We start from the raw sequence: 18682 nt of genomic DNA on the forward strand, positions 1-18682 counted from the left end.
GGTCGCAGACCTCGGCCCACGACCCCTCAGCCCGTCAGCAGCCGGAGAGGACGGACTCCAGCTTCGCCTTCTCGGCGTCGTCGGCGGTCAGGTCGTACGTGTGCTTGACCCACACCCACATGCTCGCGTAGGTGCAGTGGTACTCGGTCGACGGCGGCATCCACTCCGCCGGGTCCTGGTCGCTCTTGGACTGGTTGACGTTGTCGGTCACCGCGAGCAGTTGCGCGACGCCGAGGTCGTTGGCGAACTGCTCGCGCTCGCTGGTGCTCCACGCGCTCGCGCCGGAGCGCCAGGCTTCGGCGAGCGGCACCATGTGGTCGATGTCGACGTCGGAGGCCTGGGTCCAGGTCGCACCGTCGTACGGCGAGTACCACGAACCGCTGACCGCGGCGCAGCTCGCGTCCTGCTCGACGTTCTCACCGTCCCGTTCGAGGACGACCTCGCGGGTGTTGCAGGCCCCGGACTGGGTGCTCCAGTGCGGGAAGAGGTCGCGGTCGTAGCCGTCGGAGGAGCCCTCGGGCGCGGTGGTGATCTCCGCGAGGTAGCCGCGGGCGGTGTCGGGGCTGGGCGGGGCGGGCGGTTCGGCCTGGGCGCTGGGTGCCGCGGTCAGCAGCAGCGCCGCCGCCGCGAGCGGCGCGGCGAGGTGACGCGCGTAGACCTTCAGCCGCGCGAGCGGCCGCTGAGAAATGCCGGACATACGAACTCCCGGATCTATGGGGGGTGTTGTGCACGTGCACGTGGATGCTGGCGCTGCGAAGTGTCGTTTCTGCAGTCGCCAGGTAACACCTTGAGGACATGACCATGTCATCCGCAAGACCGCGTACCGGGTTCGCCCTCGCCACGCCCCCGGGGCCGCCGCCCCCCGACCGGACTACGCTCGGCTGGTGTTGCCCGTCAACGTCACCCTCGCGGCCGTGCTCACCGCCCTGTTGGCCGCCGCCGTCACCGTCGCCGCGGTGGCCCGGCTCGGCGAGGGAAACGAGCACCGGCAGAGCGGAAAAGGCGGCGCCGGCGGCGGGAAACGAGGGGGCGGGAAGAGCCGAATACCCCTCGGGGGCTCACCACACGCGCGCGCCATCGCCACCGCGGGGCTGCGCGCCGCCGCCCAACTCGCCGCCGTCTCGCTCGTCATCGGCTACGTCGTACGCGCCGTGCCCCTGCTCCTCGCCTTCGTGGCCCTGATGTTCGCCGTCGCCACCTGGACTGCGGGCCGCCGCATCACCCACAACCGCACCTGGCGCTGGGCCGCCGTCCCCATCGCCACCGGCGTCACCCCGGTCGTCGCCACGCTGCTGCTCACCGGCCTCGTCGCCGTCGACGACATCGCCCTCATCCCCGTCAGCGGCATCCTCATCGGCGGCGCGCTGACCGGCACCGTACTCGGCGGCCGCCGCGCGCTGGACGAGCTGACCGCCCGGCACGGCGAGGTGGAGGCGGCGCTCGCGCTCGGCTTCCCGGAGCACGAGGCGCGCCTGGAGATAGCCCGCCCGGCCGCCTCCGACGCCCTGATCCCGGGCCTCGACCAGACCCGCACCGTGGGCCTCGTCACACTCCCCGGCGCGTACGTCGGCATGCTGCTGGGCGGCGCGTCCCCCGTCGAGGCCGGTGCGGTGCAGCTCTTCGTGCTGGTCGCGCTGATGGCGGTGCAGGCGGTGGCGGTCGCGGTGACGCTGGAGCTGGTCGCCCACGGCCGGGTGCATCGCCTACACTCGGGGACGTCTGAAGGGGAGTAGCCCTCAGCCGGTGTCGTCGACATACTGCCCAGCCCGCTGGGCCGGCGCCCGGAGCGCGGAACTGCACGGCCGGCAGGCCGCAGGATCTCCGCGCCGGCGAGACCTTCGGCCGCAGTGTCCGTTGACGCTGCCGTGCCGAGGTCTGTCACGCGCTCACGCTCTCGGTACGGCGCCCGACCGAGAGTAGGAACCTTGCTCAGCCTCAGCACCGTCGCGATCGTCTTCGGCGTCGTCTTCCTCGCCGAACTCCCCGACAAGACCGCGCTCGCGGGACTCATGCTCGGCACCCGCTACCGCGCCTCCTACGTCTTCGCCGGCGTCGCCGCCGCCTTCGTCGTCCACGTCAGCCTCGCCATCGCCGCCGGCAGCCTGCTCGCACAACTCCCCCAGCGGCCGGTGCAGGCGATCGTCGGCGCGCTGTTCCTGGCCGGCGCGCTGGTCCTGCTGCTGAAGAAGGACGACGACGAGGAAGAGGTCAAAGCCCCCGCCGACCAGAGCTTCCTGAAGGTGGCGGGGGCGGGCTTCATGCTGATCCTGGTCGCCGAGTTCGGCGACCTGACGCAGATCATGACCGCGAACCTCGCCGCGCGCTACGACGACTGGCTCTCGGTCGGCATCGGCGCGGTGCTGGCGCTGTGGGCGGTGGCGGCGATCGGGATCCTGGGCGGCCGGACGCTGATGCGGTACGTACCGCTGAAGCTGATCACGAAGGTGGCGGCGGCCGTGATGCTGGTCCTGGCGGGCTTCAGCATCTACGAGGCCATCAGGGGCTGACCCAAGCCCCCCGGGGGCACGCGCGGAGCACGGAAAACCCGACGGTCGGTCACGCCGGGATCGTTTCATGGGGGTGTTTCATCCGTCCCTGTTTGCCACAACTCATGAAACATGATCGCCGCAGGTCGCGTGCCGCCGGGCGGTCTGTTTCACAGGCGGACACCTGTGAAACGCCGCCCCCGTCGGCGTTCCGTGGGTACGTGGCGGATCAATGCCCGTTGTGCCGCATCGCCTGCTCGCGAAGGGAGCGAATGAGCGTCGTGACGTGGGGCCGGTCACGGCCGCTGATTGTGGCGACGCCGATGTGCCGGATCGGCCCCCGCGACTTGATCGGGACGGTACTTAGGCCCGGGATCTCGGGAGCGAGTGCGATGGAGGGGATCAGGGAGATTCCCATGCCTGCGGCCACAAGGGAGCGGGCGAAGAAGTAGTCGGTGGTGGTCCCGCGGATTTCCGGATCGAAACCGGCGTGCTCAGCGTAGCGGCGCAGGTATGCCTCGGTCTTCAGGCAGCCGAGCACCCAGGGTTCTGCGGCCAGTTCGGCAAGGTCGAGCGCGTCGTGGTTGGCGAGTCGGTGCCCTGGCGGCAGGACGACGTGCAGGGGGTCTTCCAGGAGCGGCGTCCACTCCAGGCTGGGGCTGGGGGCCGGTCCGACGGGGAGCGGGCCATCGAAGTGGTAGGCGAGGGCGAGGTCCACGGCGCCCTGCCGGACGAGGGGAAGGGTGTCCTCGGGTTCGCCCTCCCTGACGTGGAGCACGGTACGGGGATGCGCTGCCATGAGCTGGGTGAGGGCGGCGGGCAGCATGAGCCTGCCGCCGCTGGTGAAAGTGGCGATGGTGAGCTGGGTGCGGCCAGTGCTGAGCTCTGCGACCTGCTGTTGTGCATGTTCGAGCTCCGCGGCGACGGATTCGGCGACGCCGACCATGATCTGGCCGGCCCGGGTGAGGGTGACGCCTCGGGTGCTGCGCGCGACGACCTGGGCACCGAGGCTGCGCTCCAGGGCAGCCACCTGCTGGGAGACGGCCGAGGGGGTCAGGCGGAGAGCCGCAGCCGCCTGGTTGAAGCTGCCATGCTCCGCCACCGCCCGCAGCACGCGCAGCCGCTGCACATCGATCAACAGTTTTCCTTAATGCGTATCCAGTAAGTCGGGACTTCTGCTAATGACGATAGGTCTCCAGGATGGGGGCATGCAAAAGATCTGCGTCATCGGCGGAAACCGGTACTTCGGAAAGCTCCTGGTAGAGCGCCTACAGGCCGCGGGCCACCAGGTCACTGTGATCAACCGCGGCTCCACCCCGCCGCCCGCCGGTGTCGAGCACCTCGTGGTCGACCGCAACGACGAGGCCGCCCTGATGGCCGCGCTCGACGCCCGCACCTTCGACGTCATGGTGGACCAGGTCTGCTATACCCCGGTGCAGGCCGCTATCGCCGCCCGCGCCTTTGCCGGCCGCACCCGGCGCTACGTCATGACCTCCACGATCGAGGTCTACGACCCCGCGACCGCCGCCCTGCCGGCCGTGCCCGCGGGGACACCCGTGCCGGAGGAGAGCGTAGACCCGGCCACCTGGCAGGTGGCCATCGACCTGCCCTGGTACGACGACGCCTACCTGGAGGCGCACTACGCCGAGGGCAAGCGGCAGGCCGAGGCCGTGTTCGCCCGCGCCGGCAGCTTTGCCTTCGCCACTGTGCGCAGCGCCCACGTGGTCGGCGGCGGTGCGCAGGAGTTCACCGGCCGGCTGGCGCACTATGCCGGGCGCATCACCCAGGGCGAAGAGATCACTGTGCACGAGAAGGCGCTGCCCACGGTCTTCATCCACTACGAGGAGCTGGCGGACCTGCTGGTGTGGGCGACCGCGGCCGACTTCACCGGCCCGGTCAACGCCTGCTCCGACGGCTCGCTCGATGTACACGGCCTCGCTGAGATCGTCGCCACGCAGGCCGGCCGGGGGGCCGTATACCGGTCCGTCCCGGCGGGCGAGGAGGCTTCGCCGTTTTCCTTTGACCGCCACTACGCCATGAGCAACGCCCGCGCGAAGGTGCTGGGCTTCTCCTTCTCCCGCACCACCGACTGGCTGCCCGACGCCGTCGCCGAAGCCCTCGCCGCCATCTCCGCCGCTCCCACCGATTAAGGAACAGGGCCACCATGCAGTACCGCACCATCGCCCACACCACGGTCAGCGCCATCGGTCTGGGTGCCATGCCGCTGTCCATCGAGCACCGCCCGGACGAGACGCGGGCCATCGCCACCGTCCACGCCGCCCTCGACGCCGGTGTCACCCTGATCGACACCGCCGACAGCTACCACTGGCACGCCGGCGAGGCGGGCCACAACGAGCTGCTGATCGCCCGCGCCCTGGCCCGCTACGGCGGCGACACCTCCCATGTCCTGGTGGCTACCAAGGGCGGCCGCGGCCGCCCCGGCGACGGCACCTGGACCGTCACCGCCACCCCCGCCCACCTCAAGCAAGCCGCTGAAGCCTCCGCCAAGCGCCTGGGCGTCGACGCGATCGGCCTGTACCAGCTGCACAAGCCGGACCCGACCGTGCCGTGGGCGGAATCCGTCGGCGCGCTGCGGGAGCTTCTCGACGCCGGCATCATCCGCGCCGCCGGCATCTCCAACGTCACCACCGCCCAGATCCGCCAGGCACACCAGATCCTCGGCGACGGGCTCGTCTCCGTGCAAAACCAGTACTCGCCCGCCGTCCGCGACAGCGAGCCCGAGCTGCAGCTGAGTGAACAGCTAAGGCTGGCCTTCCTGCCCTGGAGCCCACTCGGCGGAATCTCCCGCAGTTCCCTCGACGGCCCCTCCGGCCCCACCTCCATCGGCACCGCCTTCCACCGCATCGCCGCAGAACGCGGCGTCAGCCCACAGCAGATCGCCCTGGCCTGGCTGCTGACCCGCTCCCCGGCAGTGATCCCGGTACCGGGAGCCAGCCGCCCGGCGTCCATCACCGACTCCGCCAGGGCCGTTGACCTCACGCTGGACGCGCAGGAGATGGTGGAACTTGAGGACGCCCTGCCGGGCTGAGCTGGGTCACGGGTCGATTGCCGACCTTGACCGCGTTCGGCTGTGCCCTGCGGCCCTCCGCTGCCCGGGCACCATTGCCGAGGAGCCCAGGTCGATGCGCTTGTCCATGTCCAGGCGGAAGGTGCCGTACGGGTTGGTGTTGGACCAGAACAGCGCGGTCAAGCCGCGTCGGTCCTCGTCCGAGAGTCTCTTCGTCCAGGCCGGCTCGGCGAGGACCTGCTGCAGCAGCAGCGTGTTGACGTGGACGAGCGCGGACCGCAGCAGGTGCAGGGCGAGCATCGAGGTTTCGGCAGGTCGTCCTCCGGATTGCCCAGGGTAGGCCGCCCCACTGACGATCGAGCCCGCGTACGCCCCGGGGGGGCCACCGACCGGAGGCCCGCTACCCCGGCCGCGGCGCCCCGCGGCTGCCCGCTCCCCCGGCTACGCCACCGTCAACTGCAGGGCGCCGCCGCCCAGGGGGCGGATCCGTACGCCCGCCAGCGACTCCACGTGGACGTCCGTCCCCTCCGCCGCCGCCCGCGGGCCGACCCCCACGACCCGCATCCCGGCCGCCCGCGCCGCCGCGATGCCCGCCGCCGCGTCCTCGAACACGACGCACTCCGAAGGCGCGAACCCCAGGTCGGCCGCCCCCTTCAGGAACCCCTCCGGGTCCGGCTTGCTCGCGCTCACGCACTCCGCTGTGATGGAGATCGCCGGCACCGGCAGCCCCGCCGCCGCCATCCGCGCCTGCGACAGCGCCCGGTCCGCGGACGTGACGAGTGCGTGCGGCAGCCCGGCGAGACCCGCCATGAACTCCGGCGCCCCCGGCACCGGCACGATGCCGTCCGTGTCGGCGGTCTCCCAGGCGAGCATGCGCGCGTTGTCCGCGAGGTTCTGCTCGACGGGCCGCTCCGGGAAGAGGTGCGCCATGGTGGCGTGCGCCTGCCGCCCGTGGGCGTGGCGCAGGATCTCCTCGGGGTCCTTGCCGTTCTCGGCGGCCCAGCGGCGCCAGATGCGCTCGACGACGGCGTCGGAGTTGAGGAGCGTACCGTCCATGTCGAGGAGCAGTGCCTTGAAGACACCGATGTCCGTGGGCCTGCCCATACGTAACCCCCAGGGGTGGAGAAGCGCGTTTGTTTCCACACGATACAAAATGCCGCACCCCACGCCAAGAGCCGTATGAGCCGGCTCACCCCCAGAGGCCGGCCAGGTGCGCGTGGAGGACGTCGTGCGCCTCGTCCGGGGTGAGATGGCCGACGAGGACGTGGACGGTGAGGCCGTCGGCGAGGGCGAGGAGCGCACGGGCCTCGCGCTGCGGATCGAGGGACTCCGCCCGCCCGGCACCCTCACCGGCCTCCGCGAGGAGCCGGACGAACGCCTCGTGCAGGCCCGCGTAGTTCGCCCGCAGCGTTCCGGCGAGCGCTTCGCTGACGGCCGCCTGGGCGACGAAGGCGAGCCAGACCCTGGCCTCGGCGCGGTGCTCGCCCCCGAGCAGTGACACCTCGGCGGCGGCGTGCCCCAGCGCCGTACCCGCCGACTGGGCCGGACTCCGGACGAGGCGGGCCCGTACGCGCTCGCCGATCCGCTCGCCCACGTACCCGAGCGCGAACACCAGCATCTCTTCCTTGGTACGGAAGCACCGCTGCACGGCCCCCATCGACACCTCCGCGCGGGCGGCGACATCGCGCAGGGTCACGCCCTCCAGGCCGCGTTCGTCGGCGAGACGGCAAACGGCCTCGGCGATGGTGCGGCGCCGGCTCTCGTGATCCACCTGTCTGGGCATGCTTCCGGCCGCCTCCTTATTCCGATGCGCTCGTATCGGATACAGAGTACGGTGACGGTTCCGATGCAGCCGCATCGGAACGTGGAGGAGGAAGAAGAAAGGCCATGCGGGACGACCTTTGGAAGTTGCCGGCCGCCGAACAGGCGGAAGCCGTACGCGGCGCACATGTCTCGGCCGTCGAACTGGTCGACAGCCACCTCGACCGCATCGCCGAGATCAACCCGCAGGTGAACGCGGTCACCCAACTCCTCGCGGAGCGCGCACGCGAGGCCGCGGCCCGGACCGACCGCCTGCGGTCCGCCGGTGTGGCGCTGGGACCGCTGGCGGGCGTGCCCTTCACGGTGAAGGAGAGCACCCCCGTCGAGGGGGTGCCGACCACGTTCGGGGTGAAGCGCTTCCGCGATCTCGTGGCGGCGGCCGACGCGCCTCCGGTGGCGCGGCTGCGCGCGGCCGGGGCCATCCCGATCGGGCACGGCAACATCCCCACCCTGATCCTGGCGGGGATGCACACGCGCAGCGAACTCTTCGGCGACACCGTCAACCCCTGGGACAGCAGCCGCACCCCGGGCGGGTCCAGCGGCGGCGACGCGGTCGCCGTGGCCACGGGCATGGCGGCGCTGGGCCTCGGCAACGACTCCGGCGGCTCGGTGCGGATACCGGCCCAGTTCTGCGGGGTGGCCGGGCTGAAGCCGTCCACGGGCAGGTTCCCGGCGGACCACCGCGTGCTCGGCCCGGACGACCCGGGTCCGGCGTCCCAGATGCTGGTCACGGAAGGACCGCTGGCCCGGACGGTGGCGGACCTGCGGCTGGCGTACGAGGCGCTGGCCGGAACCGACCCACGCGACCCCAGGGCCGTACCGGTGCCGCCGTACGGCGAAGCGCTCCCCGGACCGCTGACGGTCGCGGTCGTGGCGGACCCGGGCGGCCGCGGCGTCCACCCCGCGATCCGCGGGGCCGTCGAGACCGCGGCCGACGCACTCCGCGACGCGGGGTACGCCGTGCGCGAGGTGGCGGACGTGCCGCGGCTGGACGAGGTGCTGGAGGCGTACGGGCGGCTGACCGTCACCGAGTTCGCGCCGACCTGGCCGGCGGTGCGGACCCTGCTCGGCGAGGGCGGGGACCGCTACATCGCGATGGCGATGGAACAGACCCCGCCCGCGACCGCGGACGAACTGGTGACGCTGATGGGCACGTGGATGTCCCTCCGCCGCTCGTGGGCCGAATTCCTCGACGCCTACCCGCTGTTGCTGGGCCCGTCGTTCACCGAGCCACCCGTCGAGCCGGGGCTGGAGTCCCGCGACCGGGCGGGCCGGAACCGGGTCACCTCGGCGATGCGGCTGTGCAGCGCGACGAGCTTCGTGGGGGTGCCGGGCGTGGCCGTACCGACCGGTGTCGTGGACGGCCTGCCCGTGGGGGTGCAGATCGTCGGGCGGGCGTTCCGGGAGGACCTGTGCCTGGAGGCGGCGCAGGCGGTCGAGGACCGGCTCGGGGTGCTGACGCCGATCGACCCGGAGGCAGGACGGGGCGGGGGAAAACGACTTTCGAGCCGGCCCGGGGACGCGGTACGTGTACGGGACGACACCGGCACCACAACTGAATGGAACACCCCATGAACGCCGCCGCCCCCGAGGACCATCCGCCCTCCTGCCGCGACCTCGTCGGCCTCCTCGCCCAGACCGACCGCCGCGCCGCCTACGCCGCCCTCGCCCTCGGCGCCACCACGGTGACCGACGTCGCCGCCCGCACCGGGCTCCGCCCCCCGGCCGCCGCCGCGGCGCTCCAGAAGCTCACGGCGGGCAGGATCGCCGCCTTCGACGCCGCCACCCGCACGTACACCCTGCGGGACGACACCTTCCGGCTCGCGGTCCAGGCCGAGGTCCGGCTCACGGGCCGGGGCGGCGGCGACGGCGCGGGCGGGTACTTCCGCCGCGGCCGGCTGACGTCGATCCCGGGCGACCCGGAGGTACGGGGCCGGGTGCTGGCGGTGGTGACGGCCTCGTTCGAGCCCGGCACGACGTACTCGGAGGCGAAGGTCAACGCGATCTGCGGCGAATGGCTCGACGACTGGGTGAGCCTGCGCCGCGCCCTCGTCGACGAGGGCCTGCTACGGCGGAACGAGTCCGGCACCGCGTACGAACGCACGTGACGGGCCACCCCTCGCGTGCCGGGCCGCGGCCGTCACCCCTCGGCGGCCGCCTCCCGGATCACCGGCTCGAACTCCCGCCGCACGTACGCGTCGATCGGCTCCGTCAGCACACCGTCGACCACGCGCCGCACCCCGTGCGACCGGTGCCGCCGGAGGCGGGGTGCGTACAGGTGAGCACCTTCCGCACGGCCGGCGCCCCGCCGCCGGACGGCCGCCGGCGGAGGGGCGCTTGCGGTCCTGCGGTCCCGTTACCGGCCGTACTCCCCGCCCCGCACGGCGGCGACGAAGGCACGCCAGGCGTCGGGGGCGAACGTCAGCACCGGGCCGGAGGGGTCCTTGCTGTCACGCGCGGCGACGACGCCGTCGGCGACCGCCACCTCGATGCATTCGGCCTGTCCGTTGCTGTAGCTCGACTTGTACCAGTGGGCACCTGCGAGATCAGTCCTGTCCATGACTCCCTGCCGTGTCTGCGATCAGGCGCCGAGACGCCTCTTCATCGAGCGATGACTCCCAAATGTCGCCGAACGCCGTCTCATAGCTCTGCACCTCGTTCGGCTTGTCCAGGTACAGGCTGCCTGTGTAACCATCCACGTAGACGGTGGGGGGCTCCGTCTCCGCGCCGCCACCGTTCGTCGGGAAGCGCAGAACGATGAACGACCCCGACAGCATGCCCAGATGGAGCCCGGCGGCGAAAGACGCTACGCGGATCGCGATGTTGGGACGTTCGGCCACCTCGACGAGGTGGGCCAACTGCCCCGCCATGACATCCTTCCCACCCACGGGCCGCCGCAGTACCGCCTCGTTGAGAACCAGCCGGAGAGACGAGGGATCGGACACGCGCGTGAGGAGCGTCTGCCGTTCGATGCGCAGCCGCACGCGGCGCTCGACGTCTTCCTCGGTCTCTTCCGGGTTGTGGCGACGGAAGACGGCTCGTGCGTAGCCTTCCGTCTGCAGCAGGCCCGGCACCAGATCATTCTGGTACGAGGCAAGGCTCGACGCCGCCTCCTCCAGGCCGATGTACACGTCGAAGCCTTCCGGAATGACGTCGCCGTAAGCGTGCCACCACCCCTTCGCCTTCGTCTCCTTCGCGAGGCCCATGAGCGCCTCGGTGATATCAGCAGGCGCCCCGTACACCTTGCACATGGTCTCCACGTCGAAGCTGCGCAGCGACGACTGTCCCGTCTCGATGCGCCACATCTTCGCTTCGGACCACTCCAGTTGGTGCGCCGCCGAGCGCACCGTGAGCCGTGCCTGATTCCGCAGGTCACGTAAGTACCGGCCGAGTTGCCTCCGCGGCACCGTCGATCCCGTCGCCCGTTCCGCCATGCGTTTTCCCCTTCCCCATGTCATTCAAAGTGAAGGACTTCCGACGCTCGAAATGAAAGCACCAAGGTCCCCGAATTCACAATGAACTTCACTCGTTCGAGTGCCCGGCCAAGATTCGCGGAATCCAGTCTTGCAGAATTCAAAAGGCGGCGGCACTCTAGTCTTCCGGTAGCTCAGCGTGTCAAGCCCGCCGCGTAGAACGCACCTTGACCCAAACCATTTCGTACGCCTACGGCCACGCGCGGAAGACGAGGAGACGTGCCCATGGCCGCAGAAGAACCGGTTATTCCCCAGTGCCACCACGAAACGCACGGTTCGCCGAGTCCGTGGCCGGCCGACGCCCACGCGGCGCTCCCGCACGGAATCCGCGGCGCCAACATCCGCTACCGCGCCTGCCGCACCGGCCGCTGCCCCGGCAGCCCCGGCGGCGGCCACCACCCCGCCCGTACCGCCGCGCGGGCGCAGCCCGCTTCCCGGGCCCGGCGGCCGATCCCGCTGGAGCCCGTGCACAAGCGGCAGTTCGCCCGCGACGCCGGCGAGGTCGGCCGCGCGCGCGACTTCGTCGCGGCGGCGCTCGGCGGCATCGCGGGCGCCGACCTGCTCGCCGACATCCGGCTCTGCACCTCCGAACTCGCCACCAGCGCCGTCCGGTACGGGCCACCCGACCGGGACTTCATGGTCCGCGTCGTCACCCTGCACGACACGGTGCGGGTCGAGGTGCACGACACCGGCGACGGATGTCCCCGTACCCGCGCGCCCCGTCACGACGACGACCACGGGCGCGGGCTCCTCGTCGTCGCCGCCCTCGCCGACGAGTGGGGCGTGGCCGAGCGGCCGGGGCCCGGCAAAGCCGTCTGGGCCGAGTGCGCCCTTCGATGAGTCCGCGGCGCTGTCCGCGCGGGGACCCCACCCGGGCGGGCGGCGGTAGAACGCCGTCATGACCACATCCGATTCAACGGACCGCCGCCCCGCTGCCAGGCCGTCGGCGGCACGCGGCGCGGCGGGAAGCGTCGCCCTCCTGGCCCTCGCCGCCGTACTGACCGGCTGCGGCTCCGACTCGGACGACGCGAAGGCGTCCGAGTCGGCCACACCCTCGCGCTCGGCCGAGCCGTCCCCCCAATCACCGACGCCCACACCGACACCGACGCCCACCACCCCGCCGCCGTCGCCGACCCCGGTGAAGCCGCTGAAGCCGTCGACGCAGGCCGAGTTGGCGGCGTGTACGGACGGAAGCTGCACGGTCGTGGTGCAGAAGGGCGCCGAGATCCCGGCGGTTCCCGGTCTCCGGGCGGGACCGTTCCAGGTGACCGGCGTCGGCGCCGAGGGCGTGGACCTGACGTCCACCGACGCGACGGGATTCACCTCCAGCCTCCTCGGCCAGCACCCCGACCAGGGCGGAGCCTCCACCATCAACGAGTTGTCCATCGCCGTCGTCACCATCACCGGGGACACCGCGAAGCTGCGGCTCTTCCCGGCGGAGTAGGCAGCGCGCGTGCGCGACCGCCGCAGGGTCAGCCGGCGCCGTCCCGTCGGCGCCGCGCACGCGTGCGGTCGGCGAGGATCAGCGGGACCGGGCACGTGGCGAGCGCGGCGCCGATCAGGCAGACCGCCGAAGAGGGCGAGGACGGCGGGGATCCAGACCTCCGGCAGGGCGGTGATCTCGGTGAGCATGGCCGCGAGGTAGTTGAACCTGATCATGTACGCGGCGGTGGTCAGGATCGTGATCGCGTAGATGCCCCACAGGTGCGGGTTGCGGATCGTGGCCAACTCCCCGCGACACGCTCGGCCGGACGTCCGCCGCCCCCGGGCCCGGCCGGGGGACGGCGGGTATGCCGGCGAAGCAGCCGGCCATCCCGGCCAGCGTGAGGGCGACGACGACCCAGAAGCCGCCCCGCCACTCGATGAAGTGGCTGAGCAGCGTCCCGGCAGGACCGCCGGCGAAGCCGCCGAGTTCGACTGCCGGATCCCCCACCGGTTCGGTGCCGCGGGCCGCGGCCCCGTCGACGTACTGAGCCTCTTCGGCAAGTCCGGCGAGCGCATCCACCTCCGCACCGGCGGGGGCGGCGGGGGCCGGAGGACCTAGGCCGAAGGTCTCGTTCCCCTGACCGGCCGGCTTGTGATGGTCTCGACGTATCTGATCACAGCAGGGAAACTCCGGAGGCGGCGGGCAACACATGGGCTTCGAACGGCAACGCGTCGTCATCACCGGTGCGTCCCGCGACTTCGGCCGGACTCTTGCCATCCGTTTCGCCCGGGAGGGTGCCGAGGTCTTCGTGTCCTCCCGCAGCCTGGCTGCGTCGCGACGGGTGGCTGACGAGATCCGCGACCTCGGCCACGCACAGGTGCACGCCCTCGCCTGCGACCTGGCGGACCCCGCCTCGATCCGCCAGTTCGCCGCCGACGTGGCCCAGCGCACCGACCGGGTGGACGTGCTGGTCAACAACGGCGCGCGCTGGCTGGGCGGGCCGGATCTCCTCTCCGCCACCGACGAGGACGTGATCGACACCGTCGCCGCGGGGGCGACCGGCACGATCCTGGTAGTCAAGCGCCTGCTGCCGCTGCTGCTCGCGTCCGACAGGCCGGACATCGTCAACATGATCTCCGCCGCCGGGCTTCCGGCCCACCGGCGCTCCGACGCACACGACGCCTTCTACGCCGCCAAGAGCGCACAGGCCGGCTTCGCCGACATCCTCTCCGCGCGGCTACGGCCCCGGGGAGTGCGGGTCATCTCGCTCTACCCGCCGGACTTCAGCAACCCCGATCCGCTGTCCCCGGAGTGGGAGAGCACGCCGCGCGGCCCCGGCGACATGCTGACGGCCCACTCGGTGGCGGAGTGCGTGCTCTTCGCCCTCGGACAGCCCCGGGACTGCTTCATCAAGGCGTTCCACTTCGAACAGGCATCCGGCTGACGGGCCGTCCGCACCATCTGCCCGCGCCCGGGCCGTCACGCTCCTACGAAGGTCACCGTCTCCGCCGGGTCCGCCCGGTCCGTACGCAGCGGTGGCACGTCCGCCTTCGCGTGGCCGACCGCGACACCGCACAGCAGCACGAGCCCGTCACCGGCACCGACCGCCTCGGCGACGGTCCGCCGGTACGTCGTCCACATCACCTGGGGGCAACTGTGCAGCCCCTCCGCCCGCAGCAGCAGCATGACCGTCTGCAGATACATCCCCGCGTCCGCCCACTGCCCCGGGCCCATCGCGCGATCGAGATAGCAGAACAGGACGACCGGGGCCCCGAACGCCCCCGCGTTCAGGGCGGCGATCTTCTGCGGCCTCCCGGGGTCGTCGCGCTCGATGCCCAGCGCCGCGTACCGCTGGGCCGCCGCGGCGGTGAACCGGTCCCGGTACGGCGGGCCGCCCATGCCAGCCGGGTACATCGGGTACTCCCGCTCGTCGCCCGGGTCCCCGGCCAGCGCCCTGGCCGTCGCGCGCTTCTTCAGCCGGGCCAGCGGGTCACCGGTGACCACGTACAGGTGCCACGGCTGGAGGTTGCCGCTCGACGGGGCGCGGGCCGCCGCGGACAGCACCCGTTCGAGAACCTCCGCGGGTACGGGCCCGTCGCTGAACGCCCGCACGGCCCGGCGGCTGTCCACGGCCTCGTACACGTCCATGCTCAGGGTTCCTTCGTCATGGACTCCAGCGCGCGGCGCGTCTGGGGGCCGTAGACGCCGCGTTCGTCGCCGTCGATGTCGTTGTCGCGCTGGAAGCCCTCGACCGCCTGTCCCGTGAAGAAGCCGTATTCGCCGTCGGAGTCCAGGAACTTGTCGTAGCCCGCATCGATGAGCCGCTTCTGCAACTCGACGACCTCCGGCCCCTTGTCACCCTCCCGCAGCGTGGGCGGCGGCGGGGGCGGGTCCGGGTCCTCGGGGGTGGTGCCGGGGTCGGGGTCGGCGGGCGTGGTGGGGTCGGAGCCGGAGTCGGGTGGGGCGGCGGTGACCTGGCCGGCTTCGGTGCGCTCGGCGGGTGCACCGTCCGGGTCGGCCGACGCGGAACCGGTGCGGTCGGAGGCGGTGGCGCTGGGCTCCGCCGGGTCGTCGCCGTCCGCGGGGGCGGTGGGGGCGCCGCTGTGCGCGTCGTCGGGGCCGGGCTTCGTGCCGCCGCCGGTGGGGACGGCGGTGATGGTGTCCGGCTTCGGTACGGCACGGTCGTCTTCCCCGTCGTCCGAGAACAGCCCGGAGCCCAGCAGCCCGACGCTGAGCGCGGCCAGGACGCCGCCGACCGTGAGCACCAGCGTCAGCCGGCGGCGCCGGCGGGCGGCGAGGCGGTCGCCGCGGCGGCCCGGGTCGTACGGGTCGCGGGGGTCGTCCGCGTGGTACGGATCCCGGGCGGCGCGCGGCGCGGCCGGGTCGTCGGCGAAGAGGCCGAGGTCGGCGTCCGCGGGCCCCTCCGGCGCGGCGCCGATGGGGCCGTAGGAGGCGGCGACGGTGCTGTCGGGGGCCGGTGCCACCGGGCCGTGGCCCTCCGGCGGGCCGGCGCCCTCGTTGCCGTCGCCGTCGCCGTCCCATCCCCCGACCGGACCCGGCGCCTTCATGACGTACGGCCGCAGCAGCGGCCTCTCCCGCCCCGGCGGGCCCCCCGCGCTCGCCTCGACGCCGTCCTCCGCACCGCTCTCCGCGCCGCAGGCGCAGCCTCGCCCGCCGTCCTCCCGGGGCGGCTCGCCGCAGGTGCGGCATGCGCGAGGTATCACCGTGCTCCCCCTCCTGTGGGCTGGAGGCGATTATGCAGACCCCGCGGAACCCCGCGCACCGCACCCCGGCCGCAACCCGGCCCGAGCGGACCGCCCCGGCGGGCCGTATCGACGCATCCGGGCGACTATGAGGCAAACGATCCGCGCATCACCGACACCACGAGTCTCACAAGCACCACCCGCCGCACGGTCACACCCGAGGGGAGCCGCGCATGTCCCAGACCGCCGGCGCCCCGCCCGCCCCCGAGGTCCCCGGGCAGGGCCTCCCCCGGCGCGCCGTCCTGGTGTCCATGGGCGCCCTGCTGTCCGGGATGCTCCTCGCCGCACTCGACCAGACCATCGTCGCCACCGCCCTGCCGACCATCGTCAGCGACCTCGGCGGCCTGGAGCACCTGTCCTGGGTGGTCACCGCCTACCTCCTCGCCGCCACCGCCGGCACCCCCCTCTGGGGCAAGCTGGGCGACCAGTACGGCCGGAAGAAGCTCTTCCAGACGGCCATCGTCATCTTCCTCGTCGGCTCCGCGCTCTGCGGCATCGCGCAGAACATGGGCCAGCTCATCGGCTTCCGCGCCCTCCAGGGCATCGGCGGCGGCGGGCTCATGTCGCTGGCCATGGCGATCGTCGGCGACATCGTGCCGCCGCGCGAACGCGGCCGCTACCAGGGCCTGTTCGGCGCCGTCTTCGGCACCACCAGCGTCCTCGGCCCGCTCCTCGGCGGCATCTTCACCCAGCACCTGAGCTGGCGCTGGGTGTTCTACATCAACCTGCCGATCGGCCTCGCCGCCCTCGTCGTCATCGCCGTCGTCCTGCACATCCCGCGCCGCGCCACCAAGCACCGCATCGACTACCTCGGCACCGCCCTCATCGCCTCCTTCGCCATCTGCCTCGTCGGCGTCACCTCCCTCGGCGGTACGACCTGGGCGTGGGGCTCCTGGGAGGTCGTCGTGGCCGGGCTGCTGGCGATCGCGCTGCTCACCGCGTTCATCCGGGTCGAGCGGCGGGCGGCGGAGCCGGTCATCCCGCTGAAGCTCTTCGCCATCCGCACGTTCACGCTCTGCTCGGTCATCGGGTTCGTCGTCGGCTTCGCGATGTTCGGCGCCATGACGTACCTGCCGACCTTCCTCCAGGTCGTCCGCGGCGTCTCCCCGACCACCTCCGGCGTCCACATGCTCCCGATGGTCGCGGGCATGCTCATCGCCTCCACAGGCTCCGGTCAGCTCATCAGCCGCACCGGCCGCTGGAAGGTCTTCCCCGTCCTCGGCACCGCCGTCACCACCGTCGGCCTCCTCCTGCTCCACCGGCTGCACCAGGGCAGCAGCAACTGGGAGCTCAGCGGCTACTTCTTCGTCTTCGGCTTCGGCCTCGGCCTCGTCATGCAGGTCCTCGTGCTCGCCGTGCAGAACGCCGTCTCCTACGGCGACCTCGGCGTCGCCACCTCCGGCGCCACCTTCTTCCGCTCCATCGGCGCGTCCTTCGGAGTCGCCGTCTTCGGCACCGTCTTCACCGGCCGGCTGCGCCACAAGCTCGAAGCGGAGCTGAGCGGCGTGTCCCTGCCCGGCGGGCTCAGCATGAAGTCGCTGGAGTCCGACCCCCGCTCGATCGCCCGGCTGCCCGCCTCCCTGCGGCAGGAAGTGGTGAACGCATACTCCACCTCCATCACCGACGTCTTCCTCTACGCCGCCCCCGTCGCCTGCCTCGCCTTTCTCATCTCGCTCTTCCTGCGCGAGGACCCGCTGCGCGGCACCGTCACCGTCCCCGACGGCAGCGAGACCGTCGCCACCAACCCCGTCGAGCGCTCCCCCCACGACGAGGTGTGCCGCGCGCTCAGCGCGCTCAGCACCCGGGAGGGGCGGCGGGAGTTGTACGAGGACATCACCCGCCGCGCCGGACTCGACCTGCGGCCCGCGTCGAGCTGGCTGCTGCTGCGCGTCCAGCGGTACGGGTCCGCCGAGCCGGTGGCGCTCGCCGAGCGCACCAGGCTGCCGCTCGAAGTGGTCCTCGGCGCGGCACAGGAGTTGGAGGAGCAGGGCCTGACACGCCGGGAGGGGCTGCCGGTGCTCTGTACGGAGGAAGGCACCCGGGCCGCGAAGCGGCTCTCGGCGGCGCGGCAGGCGGCGCTGGCCGAGATGCTCGGCGACTGGTGGACGCCCGACCGGCCCACGGACCTCACCGAACTGGTGGAGGAGTTGTCCGCCGAGCTGTGCGGCTCCGACCACGAGGCGCCGCCCGGCGAGGCGGTGGAGAAGTGGCGGCCGGACCCGGACTCCCCGCCGAAACCCCCCGCTTGAGCGGCACCGCGCCCCGCCCGCGCCATACGACGGCCGCACCACCGCCGTACGCCCCGGCGTACGACCGCCGTACGGACAAGCGCCCGGCACTCCGTGCCGTACGGCATGCGAGTGACGGCAGGTGAGCGGGGCCCTCAGGGGTGATGCAGGTTACATCTGGTCCCCCCGTGCGAATGACGGCGACGCGCCAGGCGTACGCTGTGATCCGCCCGGCGCTCTCGTCCGCGGCAGAAAATCACCGGATGACCACCGGGACACGGGGAGCAGGGGAACAGTGGAGTTTGTGGGGTCACTGAGCGGTACCCCGTGGATGTACGCCATCGTCGCCACCTCCGTCCTCCTCGACGTCTTCCTGCCGCTGCTGCCCAGCGGCGCGCTGGTCATAATGGCCGCCACCGCCGCCGCCGGCACCACCACCGCGGCCGACGCCGTACGCAACGGCGCCACCCTGCCCGCCGCCGACCACCTCATCGAGCTGCTGGCCCTCATGCTCTGCGCCGCCACCGCCTCGGTGCTCGGCGACATGCTCGCCTTCCGGCTGGCCAGCAGAGGCCGCGAGAAGTTCGCCAACTCCCGCCTGCTGGTCCGCGCGCAGGAGCGCCTCGGCCACCACCTCAGCGGCCGGCGGGGCGGCGGGATCGTCGTCCTGGCCCGGTTCGCGCCGGCGGGGCGCAGCGTGGTCATGCTCGGCGCGGGCGCGATGCACCGGCAGGTGCGGGAGTTCCTGCCGTGGTCCGTGCTCGCCGGGCTGCTGTGGGCCGCGTACGGCGTGACGCTCGGGTACTTCGGCAGCCGCTGGCTGGGCGCCGGCTGGCTGGCGACGGGCGTGTCGGTGCTGGCGCTCTTCGTCGGCGGGCTCGGCGCCGCGTACCTGGTACGCAGGCCGCGCCCGCAGCCGACCGCCTCCGACTGACCGCCCGCGCGCGTCGGGGCGTC

20 protein-coding genes and 1 pseudogene are annotated in these 18682 nt (G+C 72.4%); 12 read left to right on the plus strand and 9 right to left on the minus strand.

Annotation, left to right across the window (positions count from 1 at the left end):
- Window positions 1-34: 34 nt before the first annotated feature.
- Complete coding sequence (locus OG946_RS09105; protein WP_326795625.1) at window positions 35-697, minus strand: HNH endonuclease family protein; 663 nt, start codon at window positions 695-697, stop codon at window positions 35-37.
- A gap of 184 nt (window positions 698-881) precedes the next feature.
- Here OG946_RS09105 and OG946_RS09110 point away from each other — a divergent pair, with 184 nt between their 5' ends.
- Together OG946_RS09110 and OG946_RS09115 are read left to right on the plus strand one after the other, a co-directional pair.
- Window positions 882-1733, plus strand: a complete 852-nt coding sequence (locus tag OG946_RS09110) for an ABC transporter permease (protein WP_442814598.1) — start codon at window positions 882-884, stop codon at window positions 1731-1733.
- Window positions 1734-1925: 192 nt separating this feature from the next.
- On the plus strand, window positions 1926-2507 hold the full coding sequence (locus tag OG946_RS09115; RefSeq protein WP_326795627.1) for a TMEM165/GDT1 family protein: 582 nt from the start codon (window positions 1926-1928) through the stop codon (window positions 2505-2507).
- Window positions 2508-2715: 208 nt separating this feature from the next.
- Here the strand turns inward: OG946_RS09115 and OG946_RS09120 are convergent, their stop codons facing one another.
- Entirely contained in the window at window positions 2716-3624 is a 909-nt protein-coding gene (locus tag OG946_RS09120; protein ID WP_326795628.1) for a LysR family transcriptional regulator, read from the minus strand.
- 70 nt (window positions 3625-3694) lie between these two features.
- On the opposite strand from OG946_RS09120, the gene OG946_RS09125 reads away from it, so the two are divergent.
- Both OG946_RS09125 and OG946_RS09130 read left to right on the plus strand, forming a co-directional pair.
- Window positions 3695-4636 carry an NAD-dependent epimerase/dehydratase family protein gene (locus tag OG946_RS09125; protein ID WP_326795629.1) on the plus strand — a complete coding sequence of 314 codons (942 nt, stop codon included), beginning with the start codon at window positions 3695-3697 and terminating at the stop codon, window positions 4634-4636.
- Window positions 4637-4650: 14 nt separating this feature from the next.
- On the plus strand, window positions 4651-5535 hold the full coding sequence (locus OG946_RS09130) for an aldo/keto reductase (protein ID WP_326795630.1): 885 nt from the start codon (window positions 4651-4653) through the stop codon (window positions 5533-5535).
- A gap of 6 nt (window positions 5536-5541) precedes the next feature.
- Here OG946_RS09130 and OG946_RS09135 read toward each other — a convergent pair whose 3' ends face one another.
- From OG946_RS09135 to OG946_RS09145, 3 genes are all read right to left on the minus strand, one after another.
- Entirely contained in the window at window positions 5542-5814 is a 273-nt protein-coding gene (locus tag OG946_RS09135; protein WP_326795631.1) for a Tn3 family transposase, read from the minus strand.
- Window positions 5815-5955: 141 nt separating this feature from the next.
- Window positions 5956-6618 carry an HAD-IA family hydrolase gene (locus OG946_RS09140; RefSeq protein WP_326795632.1) on the minus strand — a complete coding sequence of 221 codons (663 nt, stop codon included), beginning with the start codon at window positions 6616-6618 and terminating at the stop codon, window positions 5956-5958.
- A gap of 85 nt (window positions 6619-6703) precedes the next feature.
- Window positions 6704-7297, minus strand: coding sequence for a TetR/AcrR family transcriptional regulator (locus OG946_RS09145; RefSeq protein ID WP_326795633.1), 594 nt, complete (start codon window positions 7295-7297; stop codon window positions 6704-6706).
- Window positions 7298-7401: 104 nt separating this feature from the next.
- On the opposite strand from OG946_RS09145, the gene OG946_RS09150 reads away from it, so the two are divergent.
- A complete protein-coding gene (locus tag OG946_RS09150; protein ID WP_326795634.1) occupies window positions 7402-8910 on the plus strand; it encodes an amidase in 1509 nt (502 codons plus the stop codon).
- Window positions 8907-9443, plus strand: coding sequence for a DUF2087 domain-containing protein (locus tag OG946_RS09155; protein WP_326795635.1), 537 nt, complete (start codon window positions 8907-8909; stop codon window positions 9441-9443). The genes OG946_RS09150 and OG946_RS09155 overlap by 4 nt, the downstream gene beginning before the upstream one ends.
- 248 nt (window positions 9444-9691) lie before the next feature.
- On the opposite strand, the gene OG946_RS09160 is transcribed toward OG946_RS09155, so the two are convergent.
- Window positions 9692-9895, minus strand: coding sequence for a DUF397 domain-containing protein (locus OG946_RS09160; RefSeq protein WP_326795636.1), 204 nt, complete (start codon window positions 9893-9895; stop codon window positions 9692-9694).
- Window positions 9882-10769, minus strand: a complete 888-nt coding sequence (locus tag OG946_RS09165) for a helix-turn-helix domain-containing protein (RefSeq protein ID WP_326795637.1) — start codon at window positions 10767-10769, stop codon at window positions 9882-9884. The genes OG946_RS09160 and OG946_RS09165 overlap by 14 nt, the downstream gene beginning before the upstream one ends.
- Before the next feature lie 264 nt (window positions 10770-11033).
- Between OG946_RS09165 and OG946_RS09170 the strand changes: the two genes are divergently transcribed.
- The 4 genes and pseudogenes from OG946_RS09170 (at window position 11034) to OG946_RS09185 (ending at window position 13678) form a co-directional block, all read left to right on the plus strand.
- Window positions 11034-11648, plus strand: coding sequence for an ATP-binding protein (locus OG946_RS09170; protein WP_326795638.1), 615 nt, complete (start codon window positions 11034-11036; stop codon window positions 11646-11648).
- 58 nt (window positions 11649-11706) lie between these two features.
- On the plus strand, window positions 11707-12252 hold the full coding sequence (locus tag OG946_RS09175; RefSeq protein WP_326795639.1) for a hypothetical protein: 546 nt from the start codon (window positions 11707-11709) through the stop codon (window positions 12250-12252).
- A gap of 450 nt (window positions 12253-12702) precedes the next feature.
- Window positions 12703-12852 (plus strand): annotated as a pseudogene (locus tag OG946_RS09180) (XRE family transcriptional regulator); the annotation flags it as partial.
- A gap of 91 nt (window positions 12853-12943) precedes the next feature.
- Window positions 12944-13678 carry an SDR family oxidoreductase gene (locus OG946_RS09185; protein ID WP_326795640.1) on the plus strand — a complete coding sequence of 245 codons (735 nt, stop codon included), beginning with the start codon at window positions 12944-12946 and terminating at the stop codon, window positions 13676-13678.
- A gap of 35 nt (window positions 13679-13713) precedes the next feature.
- On the opposite strand, the gene OG946_RS09190 is transcribed toward OG946_RS09185, so the two are convergent.
- A complete protein-coding gene (locus OG946_RS09190; protein WP_326795641.1) occupies window positions 13714-14382 on the minus strand; it encodes a nitroreductase in 669 nt (222 codons plus the stop codon).
- A 2-nt stretch (window positions 14383-14384) separates the two neighbouring features.
- Window positions 14385-15458 (minus strand): peptidoglycan-binding protein, encoded by a 1074-nt coding sequence (locus OG946_RS09195; RefSeq protein ID WP_326795642.1) that lies wholly within the window; start codon window positions 15456-15458, stop codon window positions 14385-14387.
- A 212-nt stretch (window positions 15459-15670) separates the two neighbouring features.
- Here OG946_RS09195 and OG946_RS09200 point away from each other — a divergent pair, with 212 nt between their 5' ends.
- Together OG946_RS09200 and OG946_RS09205 are read left to right on the plus strand one after the other, a co-directional pair.
- Entirely contained in the window at window positions 15671-17746 is a 2076-nt protein-coding gene (locus OG946_RS09200; RefSeq protein ID WP_326795643.1) for an MDR family MFS transporter, read from the plus strand.
- A gap of 310 nt (window positions 17747-18056) precedes the next feature.
- Window positions 18057-18659, plus strand: coding sequence for a DedA family protein (locus OG946_RS09205; protein ID WP_326800192.1), 603 nt, complete (start codon window positions 18057-18059; stop codon window positions 18657-18659).
- Window positions 18660-18682 lie beyond the last annotated feature (23 nt).

It is taken from the genome of Streptomyces sp. NBC_01808 (assembly GCF_035917395.1).
GTDB lineage: Bacteria > Actinomycetota > Actinomycetes > Streptomycetales > Streptomycetaceae > Streptomyces.

Coding starts and splice junctions, on each gene's coding strand:
- OG946_RS09105 (WP_326795625.1), bottom strand. CDS start 697: ATGTCCGGCATTTCTCAGCGGCCGCTCGCGCGGCTGAAGGTCTACGCG.
- OG946_RS09125 (WP_326795629.1), top strand. CDS start 3,695: ATGCAAAAGATCTGCGTCATCGGCGGAAACCGGTACTTCGGAAAGCTC.
- OG946_RS09130 (WP_326795630.1), top strand. CDS start 4,651: ATGCAGTACCGCACCATCGCCCACACCACGGTCAGCGCCATCGGTCTG.
- OG946_RS09135 (WP_326795631.1), bottom strand. CDS start 5,814: ATGCTCGCCCTGCACCTGCTGCGGTCCGCGCTCGTCCACGTCAACACG.
- OG946_RS09140 (WP_326795632.1), bottom strand. CDS start 6,618: ATGGGCAGGCCCACGGACATCGGTGTCTTCAAGGCACTGCTCCTCGAC.
- OG946_RS09145 (WP_326795633.1), bottom strand. CDS start 7,297: ATGCCCAGACAGGTGGATCACGAGAGCCGGCGCCGCACCATCGCCGAG.
- OG946_RS09150 (WP_326795634.1), top strand. CDS start 7,402: ATGCGGGACGACCTTTGGAAGTTGCCGGCCGCCGAACAGGCGGAAGCC.
- OG946_RS09155 (WP_326795635.1), top strand. CDS start 8,907: ATGAACGCCGCCGCCCCCGAGGACCATCCGCCCTCCTGCCGCGACCTC.
- OG946_RS09160 (WP_326795636.1), bottom strand. CDS start 9,895: ATGGACAGGACTGATCTCGCAGGTGCCCACTGGTACAAGTCGAGCTAC.
- OG946_RS09165 (WP_326795637.1), bottom strand. CDS start 10,769: ATGGCGGAACGGGCGACGGGATCGACGGTGCCGCGGAGGCAACTCGGC.
- OG946_RS09170 (WP_326795638.1), top strand. CDS start 11,034: ATGGCCGCAGAAGAACCGGTTATTCCCCAGTGCCACCACGAAACGCAC.
- OG946_RS09175 (WP_326795639.1), top strand. CDS start 11,707: ATGACCACATCCGATTCAACGGACCGCCGCCCCGCTGCCAGGCCGTCG.
- OG946_RS09185 (WP_326795640.1), top strand. CDS start 12,944: ATGGGCTTCGAACGGCAACGCGTCGTCATCACCGGTGCGTCCCGCGAC.
- OG946_RS09190 (WP_326795641.1), bottom strand. CDS start 14,382: ATGGACGTGTACGAGGCCGTGGACAGCCGCCGGGCCGTGCGGGCGTTC.
- OG946_RS09200 (WP_326795643.1), top strand. CDS start 15,671: ATGTCCCAGACCGCCGGCGCCCCGCCCGCCCCCGAGGTCCCCGGGCAG.
- OG946_RS09205 (WP_326800192.1), top strand. CDS start 18,057: ATGTACGCCATCGTCGCCACCTCCGTCCTCCTCGACGTCTTCCTGCCG.